Source organism: Pseudomonas cichorii, assembly GCF_003700275.1.
Taxonomy (GTDB): domain Bacteria; phylum Pseudomonadota; class Gammaproteobacteria; order Pseudomonadales; family Pseudomonadaceae; genus Aquipseudomonas; species Aquipseudomonas cichorii_B.
Window position 1 is genome coordinate 61,305 of the sequence record NZ_RBRE01000070.1, and the last position, 15,132, is coordinate 76,436.

A 15,132-nucleotide genomic window follows, 5' to 3' on the forward strand; every position below is an offset into this window, starting at 1 on the left:
AAGGTTCCTGAGATGGCCGTGCATCACAGCAGAAACCCGTGGCCGCTCGCCAGACATGTTTTTCTATGAGCCCACCATCCGCGCGTCAGTTCTAAAGCGCCGTTTACAGAACGCCGTGGCGCGGTCGAGCACCGGCTTCTCGAAACAGCGGTAGCCTACCCAGCCGTAACACACCACGGCCGCCATCATCAGCAATGCGAAGAACACATTGTCCAGATAGCTCTCGGGCCATGCGCCTGCCAAACCCCATACTCGACCGATCACACCCAGCACCAACAGATGCGACAGATATACCGTGTAGGACATATCACCTACAGCGACCAGGAACTTGGGGATTTCGATCTTTTTCCGCCGCTCCAACAGGGCCAGGGCCAGCACCAGTGCCCCGAAGGTCGCGCCCACGGCCAGCATGCGCAACAGGCCCTGGCTGTCGTAAAGACGATAGAAGCCAATCAGCGGCATGCCGACCAGCGCAATTCCCAGCAACACCCAGACGTTTGTCGTCGATACCCGAGCACTGTGCGGCCCATAGAAAAACAGTGCCAGCGCCACGCCGATGATGAACTCCAGCGAATAGGGATGCAGGATGATCTTCAGGGCCGGCGAGTAGTCCTCCCAGTTCTCCAGGGTATTGAACACCACGATGACTGCGGCCCAGATCGCCAGCAGCAATGGCAGGCTCCGCTCGCGAAAAAACAGAAAGCCGGTAAACATCAGGTAGAACCACAGCTCGAACAGCAGCGACCAGGCCACCATCACCAGCAAGACCTTGTCGTTGGGCAGCAGCAGGAAGGACATCAGCAGATTGGAGGACCCATGCCCGCTGTTGACCATGCCCGGCATGACCAGATACACGCCCAGCGTGATGAAAAAATACAGCCAGTAGGTGGGATAGATCCGCGAAACCCGATTGAACAGAAAACGCTGAGTCTCGACGAGGTTCTGGAAACGCCCACGACTGACGATCACCATCACGAAGCCGCTGATGACAAAGAACAGATCGACGCCCAACTGGAAAAAATCGATAAAAGGCGGCAGAAGAATATCGCCCCCGGAATATCTCTCCTCCAACGACATCATATGGAACAGCACGACGCCCAACACCGCCACGCCCCTGAGCCCTTGCAGGGAATACAGCCGCTCCATGCCTTTCTCCATCACTGACCGGCGCTGCCTTCAGGGCAACGCAGTACTACCAGAATTACTGACCCTGCATTTCGATAGAGAGCATAGCCAAGCACTGGAATTATGAAACCCCGACTCATGCTGCTCATTCATGCCCGTTGCCATTTGCACACAAGGAAGCCGGTCGAGCTGCATAAGGCACAATCCCGCAAAATCTCTCACAATGGATTACCTTTGATACATGCACGCCAAACTGGCGCGTCCGCTACAGTCACGCACCAACACATGACACAAGCTGCCCGGCACAAGGCGAATGCAGCAATTCAAATGAACCTTCACGATTGCACCGCACTCGAAACATCCATACGCCACTTGACGGAGAAAACCATGGCTCGCCAAACAGCACAGAATGCTCAGGACATATTGATGGCAGACTTCCAGACCCTGGTCGCCGACACCGAAAAACTGCTCGAACACACCGCCACCCTGGCCGGTGATCAGGCAGACGAGCTACGCGGCCAGATTCACGAAAGCCTGTTGCGCGCCCGGGAAACCCTGAAACTGACTGAAGAATCCCTGCGCGAACGCGGCCAGGCCGCCGTCATCGCCACCGAAGACTATGTCCAGAACAATCCATGGCAGTCGGTAGGTATCGCTGCCGGTGTCGGGTTCATTCTGGGCCTGCTGGCCACGAGGCGCTGAGCCCATGAGCCTCGGAACTGAATCAGGTTCGCCTCAGGCTGACCAGGGCTCTTCGCCACGGCGTCTGGGCGCTGCATTCCTCGGTTTGCTGCACAGCCATGTGGAACTGTTCGGGATCGAACTGCAGGAACAGAAAGCCCGCACCTTGAGCCTGTTGCTGTTCGCCGGACTGGCGCTGGTGTTCGCCCTGCTGCTGTTGACCGGTCTGTCGGCGCTGCTGCTGATCGTGCTGTGGGACAGCTATCGCCTGGCCGGCATCATTGGCCTGTGCTCGTTCTATCTGCTGGCCGGCCTGTTCTGTGCCTTGCGCCTGAAAGAGGCCATTTTTGACGAGTCCTCGCCCTTCAATGCAACCCTCGAAGAGCTGGCCAACGACCGTGAGCGACTGATGCCATGAACGAACCCAAGTCGCACAGCGGCAATACCCGGCGCGAGCTGCGCAAGGCGCTGATCCGCCTGCGCATGGAAATGCATCGCCAGGAAATACGTCATGAGTCGGCGCACCTGCTGCAACCCTTGCAGCGGATGCGTGGCCTGAGAAACGATTGGCAAGGTGCTCTGGGCATCAAGCACGCGCCCTTGTGGGGAATGGGTGCGGTTGCCCTGTTGGGCTTCTTCAGCGGTCGCGGAGCCAAGAGCGGACGTACCAGCACCCTGAGTCGCATGATCAAGCTGGGCGTCACCCTGATGCCGTTGCTCAAGGTCGCCTTGCAGAACCGTACAGACAAACGCTGATCCCTGTCTGGCTGTATTCTTGCAAGCCGAACTCTTGCAAAATGTGACAAGCGCCCGCTCCGGAGCCAATCCGGGGCGGGCTTTGTCGTTGTATTCGCATGCTACTAAGGAGGACCCTGTGATCGAAGGGCAGCCGCTTGCCTGTTTTCAGCCATTCATCGACACCGCTACCGGCCGCATTGCAGGTGTTGAAGCTCTGGGAAGGATGCGCAAGGAAAACGGCCAGTTGCAATCGGTCGGCGCACTGTTCAGTGATCCCAAGACCCCGGCCGCGGAGCTACGCCGCCTGGACCGGTTGATCCGCGACAACGCCCTCAGCCGTCTGCATGAAGCTCCCGACGACTGGTTCCTCAGCCTCAATATCTCGCCACGCTGGATTTCTCGACTGCGCCCCGGACAAGCCCTTCCCAGTCTCGAACAGTTGCAGCGGCACAATGTTGCGCCGCAACGCATCGTGTTTGAAATCACCGAACTGGGGGGTGACAGCCAGCGACTGGTCGACGTGGTTGCCCGCTACCGCGAGGCCGGAGCGCGGATCGCCATCGATGACTTCGGTGCCGGCTATTCGCAACTGGACCGCGTCCTGGACCTGCAACCGGACATCCTCAAGCTCGACATGCGCCTGTTTCAGGCCGCCGCCCGTGGCGGGCCGAGCAGCGATGTGGTGAAGGCCCTGGCCTTGATGGCGGAAAAGACCGGCTGCTGGATCATCGCCGAAGGCGTGGAAACCGAAGCCGAACTGAATTTTGCCCTGGAGTGCGGCTCGCGCTATGTGCAGGGTTACCTGTTCGCCAGGGGCGAGCTGGACTTTTTCGCCACCGATGCTTTCGTGGCGCAGTTTGCCGCATTGCGTGACCGCTACGTCTTGCAGAAAGTCGCCGAGCGGGCCCGCCTGATGGGGCTGCGCCTGCAACTCAGCCAACTGATGCAGCTCCTGCAACGCTGGGCCGAACTGCAACTGCCGGTCAGCGATTTGCCCCATCTGCAGGATTACCCGTGGCTGCTGCGCTTCTATCAATGCGACCGCCATGGCACGCAACTCACGCCCAATCTGGAATGGCGCAATGGCGCCTGGCATGCCGATGCCCGCTATCTGGGCCATAACTGGTCCTGGCGACCTTATTTCTACCACCTGCTGGCCGAAGGTTGGGACGAGCGCAGACTGACCCTGTCCAACACTTATCGCGATGCAACAAGCAACCAGTATTGCCTGACCGCCGGGCAGTTCTTCGACAATGGCAATCGCCTGCTGCTGATCGATATCGACGCCGCCGGGATGTGACAGCCCTTGCGGTCCAGGTGCCGAACCGGGAAGCTAGGCATGCCTCGAAAATAACGGAGTGAAAGCCTTGGATTGGCAGACCCTGCTCAACCGCGAACGACTCGGCAAGCCGCTGCATAGCCCTGAAGAACTGGGCCGCAGCCCTTTCCACAAAGACCATGACCGCATCATCTTCTCGGGCGCATTCCGGCGCCTGGGACGCAAGACACAAGTACACCCGGTTTCGAGCAACGACCACATCCACACACGCCTGACCCACTCGCTGGAAGTCAGTTGCGTCGGCCGTTCACTGGGCATGCGCGTCGGTGAAACCCTGCGCAGCGCCCTGCCCGACTGGTGCGACCCCAGCGATCTGGGCATGGTCGTGCAATCGGCCTGTCTGGCCCATGACATCGGCAATCCACCGTTCGGCCATTCGGGTGAAGACGCGATTCGCAACTGGTTCAATCAGGCCGCCCGACGTGGCTGGCTCGATGCGATGAGCGAAACCGAGCGCAACGACTTCCTCAACTTTGAAGGCAACGCCCAGGGCTTTCGGGTCCTGACCCAGCTGGAATACCACCAGTTCGACGGCGGCACTCGCCTGACCTACGCCACCCTGGGCACTTATCTAAAATACCCATGGACGGCCCGGCATGCCGACTCGCTGGGCTACAAGAAGCACAAGTTCGGCTGTTACCAGAGCGAACTGCCGATCCTTGAGCAGATCGCCCATAAACTGGGCCTGCCACAACTCGAAGATCAACGCTGGGCGCGCCATCCGCTGGTGTACCTGATGGAAGCCGCCGATGACATCTGCTATGCCCTGATCGATCTGGAAGACGGCCTGGAAATGGAGTTGCTGGACTACGCCGAGGTCGAGTCGCTGCTACTGGGCCTGGTAGGCGACGACCTGCCCGAAACCTATCGCCAGTTGGGGCCTTCAGACTCGCGACGGCGCAAACTGGCCATTCTGCGAGGCAAGGCCATCGAGCACCTGACCAACGCTGCAGCACGCGCCTTCGTCGAACAGCAGGACGCCTTGCTGGCCGGCACATTGCCCGGCGATCTGGTCGAGCACATGCATGGCCCGGCCAAACGCTGTGTGCTCAATGCCAAGGACATCGCCCGGCGGAAGATTTTCCAGGACAAGCGCAAGACCCTGCATGAAATCGGTGCCTATACCACCCTTGAAATCCTCCTCAATGCCTTCTGTGGAGCGGCTGTCGAACAGTTCGGCGGGCGGGCGCCATCCTTCAAGAACCGGCGCATCCTCGACCTGCTGGGCAATAGCGCACCGGACCCCAAGGCGCCATTGCACACTTCGTTCCTGCGCATGATCGACTTCATCGCAGGCATGACCGACAGCTACGCCACCGAAATGGCCAGAGAAATGACCGGTCGTTCAGGGCAAATGTAAGTATCCGTGGGCCGGATACAGTCGATTCAGTATCCGGTCACGGCTGCCCATGCACAGCAACTTCAGAAAAAGCCTACAAACAGGCCAAAAACGTCCTATCGCCTGATCTTTGCAGCTCGCCCAATAATCCAGCCACTTTAACTGCCGAACTGGCAAACGCCAGCAGGCACTCTGCCGCCTTGCCGGAAACCTCATGTTTAAACACGACTTGCGAATCCTGCTGGTAGAGGATCACCCCTTTCAACTGATCGCCACCCAGATCCTGCTCAACAATCAAGGATACTTCCTGCTGACTCCCGCCCTGAACGCCCCGGAAGCCATGGCCGCCATGGAGCGCAGCGCGCAACCCTACGACCTTCTCCTGTGTGACCAGTGCCTTCCCGAACACTTGGGTTTCGACCTGATCGACCAGGCCTATCAACAGGGCTTTATTCGTCAGGCCATCGTCCTCAGCGGCCTCGACCCATCCCATCTGCAAGAACTGGAGCAACAGGCCCTTGAGCGAGGGCTGCCGCTACTGGGTTGCCTGAGCAAGCCGCTGCACGGCCCTGACCTGTCCCGCCTGCTGGCCAAACTGCCCGAGCGGAGTTGAGTTGCAGGCCTTCGAGCCAAACCTGCCGATACCACTGCTCCTGACTTCAGACTGACCCTGCGCCAGCCAATACACTTTTGCAGTGTAGGCAGTCGACGACCTTGATGAAGGGTAATTCCGAAACGTAATAAACAGGATGAAACCAAATAACTAATCCACACACTAGAACACACTGATTTTTTAAAAACCTAATTCCCGACGTGGGCTTTTACGTACTCCGATACTCTAATTACTGTAGGAACTTTCCTATATACACCTGCCGAGCGGGTCTATTCATGTGCCTGCCTGAACATCTGAGCTAAGGTGCGCGTTTTCTTCGCTGCTTGTATGGATTGAATTATGAACTCAGTTTTTATCATCGACGATCACCCCGTTATTCGCCTGGCCGTCAGAATGCTGCTGGAAAACGAAAACTACGAAGTGGTCGGTGAAACCGATAACGGCGTGGATGCCATGCAAATGGTTCGCGAATGCATGCCCGACCTGATCATCCTCGACATCAGCATTCCCAAGCTCGACGGCCTGGAAGTGCTGGCCCGCTTCAACAGCATGGGCCTGTCATCGAAAATCCTGGTGCTGACCTCACAGACTCCGAATATCTTCGCCATTCGCTGCATGCAGTCCGGCGCTGCCGGTTATGTGTGCAAACAGGAAGACCTGAGCGAATTGCTGAGTTCTGTTAAAGCGGTATTATCCGGCTACAATTACTTTCCCAGTCAGGCATTGACCCCGGCCGTTCGCGAAGATGGGCAACCCAGCGAAATAGAACTGTTCAAACTGGTAAATGATCGCGAACTGATGGTACTGCAATTATTTGCCCAGGGACGCTCCAACAAGGAAATAGCCAAGGGCATGTTCCTCAGCAACAAGACGGTCAGTACTTACAAGACCCGCCTCATGCAGAAACTGAAAACCAAGACCTTGGTAGAACTTATCGAGATGGCAAAACGCAACGCGCTAGTGTGAGAATCCGGATGCCCACGCGCTTTAAATATTTTCTGATACTGGCAACGAGCATATGCCTGGGCTGGGGTCCCTCTGCCGCCCTTGAGGCAGCAGACCATTACACCCTGCTCGGCCGTTCGAGTCCGGCTCACATGGATGTGAAGCTAGACAGCGCCCAATGGCAATGGGTGCGCAGCAAACGCGAACTGGTTCTGGGGACATCGGCACCGGATTACCCGCCATTCGACATCACCATTTCCGGCAATGACTACGAAGGCATTACCGCCGATTACGCCAGCATCATCTCGCGGGCGCTGGACCTCCCCATAAGGATCAAACGCTTCGAGAACCGCGAAGCCGCGATGAACGCCCTGGTAACCGGCCAGATAGACATTCTGGGCAGTGCCAATGGCTTTGAGGCCGTGGACCGCAACATCAGCCTGTCGACACCTTACGCAGTGGACCAGCCCGTGCTGCTCGTGCGCAGCGGCGATACCCGCTCACTGACTGACGGCCTCAAGGGCATGCGACTGAGCATGGTCTATCACTATCTGCCTCTGGCCGACGTCCAGGCGCTGTATCCCGATGCAATCCTGCAGACCTACCCCTCTTTCCAGAATGCCATTAACGCAGTGGCCTTCAACCAGGCCGATGTGTTTCTCGGCGACACCATTTCAACTCAATACATCATCAACAAGGGCTATCTGAACAATGTGAAAATGGCCAGTTTCGGCAAGCACGAAGCCAACGGTTTCAGCTTTGCCACAAGCAACGAAAACCCCCGACTGCTGGACATCATCAACCAGACCCTCAAAGCCATCCCGGTCGATGAGCGCATCGACATCTCCAAACGCTGGGGCGCCGGCAGCGATATGCTGCTGACCGACCAGAAGCTGCAACTCACGCCACGCGAAGAACGCTGGATTGCCCGGCATCCCACGGTGCGTGTCGCCATCAACGAAACCTATGCTCCCCTGACCTTTTTCGATGCCAACGGCAATTTTCGCGGCATCACCGCAGACCTGCTGGAGCTGGTGCGCCTGCGTACCGGGCTGCGCTTCGAGGTGATACGCGCACCCAGCTCGAACGACATGATGAATCAGGTCATTCAGGGGCAGGCCGACATGATCGGCGCCATGGTATCGAGCAATGAACGCGAAGACCGCTTCAGTTTCAGCCGACCCTATATCGACAACTCCTTCGTCCTGATCACCCGCAGGGATCCAGGCACCCCGTCCTATCTGGAACAGATGAACAACATGCGCATCGCAATCACCCAGGGCAGCCCGATACTGCCCTGGCTGCGACGCGAACACCCCGGTGTTGTCGCCGTTGAAGTCGATAACCCGTTCCAGGCGCTGGACATGCTGGCGCTCGGCAAGGTGGAAGGTGCGGTCACTTCCCTGCTCAGCGCAAACTACTTCCTGTCCTCCGGAGTCTTCGAGGAGCAGCTGCAGATCACGGCCACGGTCGGCGAGGATCCTGCACTGATCTCCATGGCCACCTCACGGAGCGCCCTGGAACTGAGCTCGATTCTCGACAAGGCGCTGTCCAGCATTGCGCCACAGGACCTGGCCATCATCAACAACCGCTGGCGCTCCTACACTCCGGTCGGCGTCAACTGGCACAACTATCAGCGGCTTGTCTACCAGATCCTGGCAGGCGCCGGCCTGCTGCTGCTCGGGTTGCTGGTCTGGAACGCCTACATGCGCCGCCAGATAAAACAGCGCGAAGCAGCGGAACGGGCGCTAAGCGATCAACTGGAGTTCATGAGCACGCTGGTCAACGGTACACCGCACCCGATCTATGTCCGTGATCGCGAAGGTTTGCTGCGCATGTGCAACAACAGCTACCTCAATACCTTCAAGGCCAGCCGTGAGGAGATCCTGGGCAAAAGCGCCACCGACGGCGTGTTGAGCAATGCCTTCGAGGCGCGGGAATACGCGGCCGACTACCAGCGTGTGATGGCCAGCAATACCGCACTGATTCTTGATCGGAGCCTGCATGTCGGCGAAAGCCAGCTGACCATCTACCACTGGATCCTGCCCTTCCGCGATTCACTCGGTGAAGTCCAGGGCATCATCGGCGGCTGGATCGATATCAGCGAGCGTCGCCAACTGATCGAAGAACTGCAATCGGCCAAGGAGCAGGCGGACGATGCCAACCGGGCAAAGAGTACGTTTCTGGCGACCATGAGCCACGAAATCCGCACGCCAATGAATGCAGTCATCGGCATGCTGGAACTGGCTCTCAAACATGCCGACCAGGGGGTTCTGGAACGCTCCACCATCGAAGTCGCCTACAGCTCGGCCAAGGACATGCTCGACCTCATAGGCGACATCCTCGATATCGCCCGCATCGAATCCGGGCGCCTGACCCTCAGCCCCGAACGGGCCAACCTGCGGCAACTGGTCGAATCGGTGACCCGGGTGTTCGACAGCCTGGCCCGGCAGAAGAAACTGGCCCTGGTGCTGGAACTCGACAGCCGCACCAACACCGATGTCCTGATCGATCCCATGCGCTTCAAACAGATCCTGTCCAACCTGATCAGCAACGCGATCAAGTTCACCCAACAAGGCCAGGTCAGCGTCATGCTGAAAGCCGAGAACAGCTCCAGCGAGCAGCAGTTGCACTTGAGCGTCACGGTGCAGGACAGCGGAATCGGCATCAGCAACGAGGACCAGCAGCGGCTGTTCGAGCCTTTCTCCCAGGCCGACAATCAGGCAAAGATGGCCCGAACCGGCGCAGGACTGGGGCTGGTGATCTGCCGCAGCCTCTGTCAGATGATGGGCGGCACCCTGACGCTGCACAGCGAACCGGGGCACGGCACGCGGGTAAACATGACTCTCGCCCTGACCACTCTTGAGCCGCTGGCCGAGCCTTCGCCTGTGCAGGAAGCCTCACTCCAGCCCAGTCAGCCCCTGAACATCCTGATCGTCGACGACCATCCCGCCAACCGGTTGCTGCTTTGCCAGCAACTGGGCTTTCTCGGGCACCGTTGTGAAATGGCCGAACAAGGTCGCCAGGGACTGGAGCGCTGGCTGGCGGGCTGCTTCGATCTGGTGATTGCCGACTGCAACATGCCGGTCATGAACGGCTATGACCTGACCCGTGCGATCAGGAGCCATGAGCAGAGCGAAAAACTTGCACACTGCATCGTCTGGGGCTTTACCGCCAATGCCTTGCCCGAGGAAATCCAGCGCTGCCTCCAGGCGGGCATGGACGACTGCCTGTTCAAGCCCATCGGCCTGACGACCCTCAGCGAGCGACTGGCCAAAGTCCCGAGTATCACCACCGCCCCTGTTGTGCCGGCAACTCTGCCCTTCAATCTGGACAGCGTCAGCAACCTGACCGCCGGCCGACCGGAAATGGTCCAGCGCCTGCTCACCCAACTGCTGCAAAGCAACCGGGAAGACCGTCAGGCACTCAGCGAGCTGGTGACCCAGGGCAATCATAAAAGCATTGGCGAGATGGCCCATCGCATCAAGGGCGCCGCCAGGATCATTGGCGCATCACGGGTAATCGAAAGCTGTGAAGCTCTGGAAAAAGCCTGCTCTCCCGACACCGGGCACAACATTCTCGAAGCCTGTCATCGGGAAGTGGACACAGCCATGCTTGCTCTGGAGCAGGCACTGGTAGAACAGCAGGCAGGTGAATGAACAGATAGCCAACAGAAGCGGGGTAATGCGCGGTTATATGGGCTCTGTGCGAGTCTGTTACAGCTCTGGCTAAAACTAGCAAAACCCCGCGTAAAACTCTTTTTTGGATTACTGAATATTTCACAGTCTACATATTACTTGATGTTTCCAGGCTTGGTCTGATATCAGGACGCCGCGTAACAGACCGTGTGTAAACGTAGCATGGCCCAAGCGCAGTAGTTTTCACACGGTCTGTTCAAGTGCCAATTGAATGGCGTCCATGTTTTTTATGACTGAGGGAAAAGATGAAAGTGTTGAGAAGCCCGTTATTTGCAGGAGTTCTGTCCCTGCTATCGATGTCTGCGGCAACGGCCCAGACTGCCACTCAGGCTGAACTGCCGCACATCGCAGTATTGGCCACCGGCGGCACGATTGCAGGAACAGCTGAAAGCTCGTCCCAGACCACTGGCTACAAGCCCGGTGTCCTGACTGCAGATGCCTTGCTCAAAACCGTTCCATCGCTGGGCAAGGTTGCCCGAGTTACTGGAGAACAAGTCGCTAACGTAGGCAGCGACGATATCGACAATGAAATCCTGTTGAAACTTGGCAAACGTGTAAACGAGTTGCTGAGTAGCAAGGATGTATCGGGCGTTGTAGTAACTCACGGCACCGATACTCTTGAGGAGACCGCTTACTTCCTCAATCTGGTAGTAAAGAGCGACAAGCCGGTTATCGTTACTGGCTCGATGCGTCCTGCTACCGCGATTGGTGCCGACGGTCCCAGCAATATTCTTCAAGCCGTCAGTGTCGCTGCTTCCCCTGAAGCCCATGGCCGCGGCGTGATGATCGTACTCAATGACCGGATCGGTGCTGCACGCTACACGACCAAGAGCGACGCCAATTCTCTCGACACGTTCAAGCCGGTCGGCGGCGGCAACCTGGGAGTGCTGGTCAACCAGCAGCCGATCTTTGAAATGCGGGTGACCAGGAAACACACCACCGAGACGCCATTTGACATCTCCAGCCTTAAGGAACTGCCAAAGGTCGACATCATCTACGGTTATCAGAACGATAACGGTTACATGTTCGATGCGGCCGTCGAGCACAAGGCGAAGGGTATTGTCATCGCTGGCGTGGGTGCAGGCAGCGAATCGCGCTTCATCCTCCCGGCGATCAAGAAAGCTATCGACAAAGGCGTAGTGGTGGTCAGATCCACCCGCACCGGCAGTGGCTTCATCCCGCAGGATGCCGCCTACCTCGGGCTGCTCGGCGATAACCTGAATCCACAAAAAGCCCGCATCCTGCTGATGCTGGCCCTGACCGTCAGCAACGATCAGGCGAAGATTCAGGAAATGCTGCACACCTATTGAGCCCTGCTCATACGGGCCTGAACAACGTGCAGTTCGCTACACGGCGCGTTGTTCAGGCCAGAGCAACGAGATTATGAATAGACTGCACACCTGAGCTGTTATGTAGAATCAGGACAAGGCACCAGACTCGGGAAGTACGTCTGGTTCGCTGCGCCGAGATAAATACAAGAACCTCAGGAGTCACGTATGCAACCTATTCGTCTTGGCCTGGTGGGCTACGGCAAGATTGCCCAGGATCAACACGTTCCAGCCATCCACGCCAACCACGCATTCCAGTTGGTATCTGTCGCAACCCAGGGACAGCCTTGTGCCGGGGTAGAGAACTTCAAATCCCTGAGCGAACTGCTCGAAAACGGCCCGCCAGTCGACGCGATTGCATTCTGTACGCCACCGCAAGGTCGCTTCGCGCTGGTGCAACAGGCATTGACGGCCGGCAAGCATGTGCTGGTAGAAAAGCCGCCCTGCGCCACGCTGGGCGAAGCGATGGAACTGGTGAATCAGGCCCGGGCGCAAGGCGTCAGCGCCCTGTTCGCCTGGCACTCGCGTTACGCACCCGGTATCGAGGCAGCCCGCCGCTGGCTGGCCAGCAGTACCCTGCAAAAGGTACAAATCGACTGGAAGGAAGACGTGCGCAAGTGGCATCCGGGACAAGCCTGGATCTGGCAACCCGGAGGTCTGGGGGTTTTCGATCCCGGCATCAATGCGCTGTCGATTGTGACCCATCTGCTGCAACTGCCGTTGTTCGTCGAGGCTGCCGAACTGCGCGTCCCCGAAAACTGCCAGTCGCCTATCGCTGCATCCATCAAAATGTCGGACACACAACACCTCGATATTCGCGCCGAGTTCGATTTCGACCATGGCCACGATGAACTGTGGAGCATCGAAATTCACTGCAACAAAGGCGTCCTGCGCCTGGACAACGGTGGCGCCCTGTTGAGTATCGACGGCGTGCCGCAAACCGTTTCGCACGAAGGCGAGTACGCGGCGGTGTATCGACATTTCCAACAACTGATTGGCGACAGAGCCAGTGACCTTGACCTGCAGCCGTTGCGTTTGGTCGCAGACAGCTTTTTTGTCGGCAGCAGGGTATCGGTTGAAGCGTTCTACGATTGAAGGCAGGCACGCATCAGGAAATTGCCGCCCGTGAAGCAGGCAGGATGACGGCTTAACTGGTAGACTGCGCCCCGAAATTACCTAAGAGGAATGCTTCATGGCCACTAACCGCTCCCGTCGTCTGCGCAAAAAGCTCTGTGTGGACGAGTTCCAGGAATTGGGCTTCGAGCTGAATCTGGAGTTCAAGGAAGACCTGGACGACCAGGCAGTTGATGCCTTCCTCGATGCTTTCCTGACAGAAGCCATGGACGCTAACGGCCTGGACTATGTTGGCGGCGATGACTACGGTCTGGTTTGCCTGGCTGATCGTGGTTCGGTCAGCGAAGAGCAGCGCGCTACTGTAGAAGCGTGGCTCAAAGGTCGCAGCGAAGTGACCAAAGTTGAAGTCAGCCCGCTGCTGGACGCCTGGTATCCGGAAAAGCCGATCAATCCGGCTGCCTGATCCAGAAGTCAGGCCGTGTGAAACCGGCCTGCCGAGCTGCAAAACAAATGCCCCGACTTGTCGGGGCATTTGTTTTTTAGGGGTCTCCCGAAAAAAGAACCTGTCAGTTCGCTTACGGGATCTTTATCTACGACAAAAAAATCCTGTTACAACCTCGCTCCACAACCCACGCAGGCCCGGCTTCGGGCATAATGCCGTTCTGTTACAGCGCTGGCCTTGTGTTATTACGTCGCGCTATTAAATGTCTATTCTGTTACCGAGGGAATCCATCCATGCCCTCATTCTGTTCCCCTTCTTTGCTGTAGGGTTTTATTTGATGATCAAATCTTTGCGTCCGCTGCTTCTTGCCTCTTTTCTCCTGCCGCTGGCACTTCCTGTACACGCAGCCGTCATCAACACCACACTTCCCCCCAAGGTTCAGCAGGCCCTCAAGGCCAGCAAGCTGAACGACAATGCCCTGTCGGTCGTCATGCTGCCCCTCAACGGGCCCGGCACGCCGACCGTGTTCAATGCCGATGTGTCGGTGAACCCGGCATCGACCATGAAGCTGATTACCACCTACGCTGCGCTGGAAATACTCGGCCCGACTCACCAGTGGAAAACCGAGTTCTTCACCGATGGCACTCTGAGCAATGGTGTATTGCAAGGCAACCTGTACCTCAAGGGTGGCGGCGATCCCAAGCTCAATATGGAAAAACTCTGGTTGCTGATGCGTGATCTGCGCGCCAATGGCGTACAGCAGGTAACGGGCGACCTGATTCTGGACCGCAGCCACTTCGTGCAGCCGCAACTTCCCGAATTCAATGATGACGGCAATGATGACAACAAGCCGTTCCTGGTCAAACCCGACTCGCTGATGGTCAACCTCAAGGCCTTGCGTTTCGTGACGCGCAACGATGACGGCAAGATCCGTATCTCTGTCGAGCCGCCTATCGCAACCATCCGTATCGACAATCAGGTCAAGGCGCTGCCGTCAAAACAGTGTACGGGCGACGTGCGCTACAACCCGGTTACCCAGCCCGATGGCAGCGTCAATGTGACGGTCAGCGGTCAGTTGGGCAACGGCTGCAACTCCCAGACCTACCTTTCGCTGCTCGACCACCCGGCCTATGCGGCTGGCGCAGTGCGGGCCATCTGGCAGGAACTGGGCGGCAGCATTCTGGGCAGGGATCGGGTCGACGTGGTGCCCGGCAATGCCAAGCTGCTGGCCAAGGCGTTCTCACCGGACCTGGTGGAAGTGATCCGCGACATCAACAAGTTCAGCAACAACACCATGGCTCAACAGCTGTTTCTCAGCCTGGGGCAAGAGTTTCGCAATGACGCCGACGGCGACGACGCCCGCGCTGCACAACGGGTGATCCGCCAGTGGCTGGCGAAAAAAGGCATCACGGCACCGCATCTGGTCATGGAAAACGGTTCAGGCCTGTCACGCGCCGAGCGGGTCAGCGCCCGGGAAATGGCAATCATCCTGCAAGCCGCATGGCGCGGACCGTATGCCGCCGAGTTCATGAGTTCCATGCCGCTGGTAGGCATGGACGGCACCATGCGCAAACGCCTGAAACGCACACCGTTGCTGGGCGAGGCGCATATCAAGACTGGCACCCTGAACACCGTGCGGGCAATTGCCGGCTTCAGCCGTGACAGCAATGGCAACACCTGGGCAGTGGTGGCCATTCTCAACGACCCACGGCCATTTGGCGCATCGTCGATCCTCGACGAAGTACTGGTCGATCTGTACCGCCAGCCCAAGCTGAGCAACAGCACGGTATCGATCCTGCAGCCATGAAAA

Annotated in this window: 13 protein-coding genes; 12 read left to right on the plus strand and 1 reads right to left on the minus strand. The window is 58.0% G+C overall.

The genetic code is table 11. The annotated features are described in order from the left end of the window. Positions 1-63 precede the first annotated feature (63 nt). Positions 64-1,146, minus strand: a complete 1,083-nt coding sequence (locus tag ALQ04_RS19385) for an acyltransferase (protein ID WP_122317353.1) — start codon at positions 1,144-1,146, stop codon at positions 64-66. A gap of 366 nt (positions 1,147-1,512) precedes the next feature. On the opposite strand from ALQ04_RS19385, the gene ALQ04_RS19390 reads away from it, so the two are divergent. The 12 genes from ALQ04_RS19390 to dacB all read left to right on the plus strand — a co-directional run bounded on the left by ALQ04_RS19390 (position 1,513) and on the right by dacB (position 15,129). Then, the gene (locus ALQ04_RS19390; RefSeq protein ID WP_122317354.1) at positions 1,513-1,827 is read left to right on the plus strand and encodes a YqjD family protein; all 315 of its coding nucleotides are present in this window, start codon (positions 1,513-1,515) and stop codon (positions 1,825-1,827) included. Positions 1,828-1,831: 4 nt separating this feature from the next. Beyond that, complete coding sequence (locus ALQ04_RS19395) at positions 1,832-2,224, plus strand: phage holin family protein (RefSeq protein WP_122317355.1); 393 nt, start codon at positions 1,832-1,834, stop codon at positions 2,222-2,224. After that, a complete protein-coding gene (locus ALQ04_RS19400; protein ID WP_122317356.1) occupies positions 2,221-2,562 on the plus strand; it encodes a hypothetical protein in 342 nt (113 codons plus the stop codon). Before ALQ04_RS19395 ends, ALQ04_RS19400 begins: the two co-directional genes overlap by 4 nt. Before the next feature lie 118 nt (positions 2,563-2,680). Then, a complete protein-coding gene (locus tag ALQ04_RS19405) occupies positions 2,681-3,844 on the plus strand; it encodes an EAL domain-containing protein (protein ID WP_122317357.1) in 1,164 nt (387 codons plus the stop codon). Positions 3,845-3,911: 67 nt separating this feature from the next. After that, positions 3,912-5,243: a deoxyguanosinetriphosphate triphosphohydrolase gene (locus ALQ04_RS19410; protein ID WP_122317358.1), complete on the plus strand. Its 1,332-nt coding sequence runs from the start codon at positions 3,912-3,914 to the stop codon at positions 5,241-5,243. Positions 5,244-5,436: 193 nt separating this feature from the next. Continuing rightward, positions 5,437-5,835: a response regulator gene (locus ALQ04_RS19415; protein WP_122317359.1), complete on the plus strand. Its 399-nt coding sequence runs from the start codon at positions 5,437-5,439 to the stop codon at positions 5,833-5,835. 339 nt (positions 5,836-6,174) lie between these two features. Beyond that, positions 6,175-6,801 carry a response regulator transcription factor gene (locus ALQ04_RS19420; RefSeq protein ID WP_122317360.1) on the plus strand — a complete coding sequence of 209 codons (627 nt, stop codon included), beginning with the start codon at positions 6,175-6,177 and terminating at the stop codon, positions 6,799-6,801. Positions 6,802-6,809: 8 nt separating this feature from the next. Next, positions 6,810-10,439: a transporter substrate-binding domain-containing protein gene (locus ALQ04_RS19425; RefSeq protein WP_122317361.1), complete on the plus strand. Its 3,630-nt coding sequence runs from the start codon at positions 6,810-6,812 to the stop codon at positions 10,437-10,439. A 284-nt stretch (positions 10,440-10,723) separates the two neighbouring features. Beyond that, complete coding sequence (locus ALQ04_RS19430) at positions 10,724-11,788, plus strand: type II asparaginase (RefSeq protein WP_122317362.1); 1,065 nt, start codon at positions 10,724-10,726, stop codon at positions 11,786-11,788. Positions 11,789-11,974: 186 nt separating this feature from the next. After that, on the plus strand, positions 11,975-12,901 hold the full coding sequence (locus ALQ04_RS19435) for a Gfo/Idh/MocA family protein (protein WP_122317363.1): 927 nt from the start codon (positions 11,975-11,977) through the stop codon (positions 12,899-12,901). Positions 12,902-12,998: 97 nt separating this feature from the next. Continuing rightward, positions 12,999-13,343 (plus strand): YggL family protein, encoded by a 345-nt coding sequence (locus ALQ04_RS19440; protein ID WP_122317364.1) that lies wholly within the window; start codon positions 12,999-13,001, stop codon positions 13,341-13,343. Positions 13,344-13,659: 316 nt separating this feature from the next. Then, positions 13,660-15,129 (plus strand): D-alanyl-D-alanine carboxypeptidase/D-alanyl-D-alanine-endopeptidase, encoded by a 1,470-nt coding sequence (dacB, locus tag ALQ04_RS19445; RefSeq protein ID WP_122317365.1) that lies wholly within the window; start codon positions 13,660-13,662, stop codon positions 15,127-15,129. The last annotated feature ends 3 nt before the right edge of the window (positions 15,130-15,132 follow it).

What these genes read in the sequence shown, in the direction of transcription:
- ALQ04_RS19390 (WP_122317354.1), top strand. Translation starts at nt 1,513, where the DNA reads ATGGCTCGCCAAACAGCACAGAATGCTCAGGACATATTGATGGCAGAC.
- ALQ04_RS19395 (WP_122317355.1), top strand. Translation starts at nt 1,832, where the DNA reads ATGAGCCTCGGAACTGAATCAGGTTCGCCTCAGGCTGACCAGGGCTCT.
- ALQ04_RS19425 (WP_122317361.1), top strand. Translation starts at nt 6,810, where the DNA reads ATGCCCACGCGCTTTAAATATTTTCTGATACTGGCAACGAGCATATGC.
- ALQ04_RS19415 (WP_122317359.1), top strand. Translation starts at nt 5,437, where the DNA reads ATGTTTAAACACGACTTGCGAATCCTGCTGGTAGAGGATCACCCCTTT.
- ALQ04_RS19440 (WP_122317364.1), top strand. Translation starts at nt 12,999, where the DNA reads ATGGCCACTAACCGCTCCCGTCGTCTGCGCAAAAAGCTCTGTGTGGAC.
- ALQ04_RS19400 (WP_122317356.1), top strand. Translation starts at nt 2,221, where the DNA reads ATGAACGAACCCAAGTCGCACAGCGGCAATACCCGGCGCGAGCTGCGC.
- ALQ04_RS19420 (WP_122317360.1), top strand. Translation starts at nt 6,175, where the DNA reads ATGAACTCAGTTTTTATCATCGACGATCACCCCGTTATTCGCCTGGCC.
- ALQ04_RS19435 (WP_122317363.1), top strand. Translation starts at nt 11,975, where the DNA reads ATGCAACCTATTCGTCTTGGCCTGGTGGGCTACGGCAAGATTGCCCAG.
- ALQ04_RS19430 (WP_122317362.1), top strand. Translation starts at nt 10,724, where the DNA reads ATGAAAGTGTTGAGAAGCCCGTTATTTGCAGGAGTTCTGTCCCTGCTA.
- dacB (WP_122317365.1), top strand. Translation starts at nt 13,660, where the DNA reads ATGATCAAATCTTTGCGTCCGCTGCTTCTTGCCTCTTTTCTCCTGCCG.
- ALQ04_RS19385 (WP_122317353.1), bottom strand. Translation starts at nt 1,146, where the DNA reads ATGGAGCGGCTGTATTCCCTGCAAGGGCTCAGGGGCGTGGCGGTGTTG.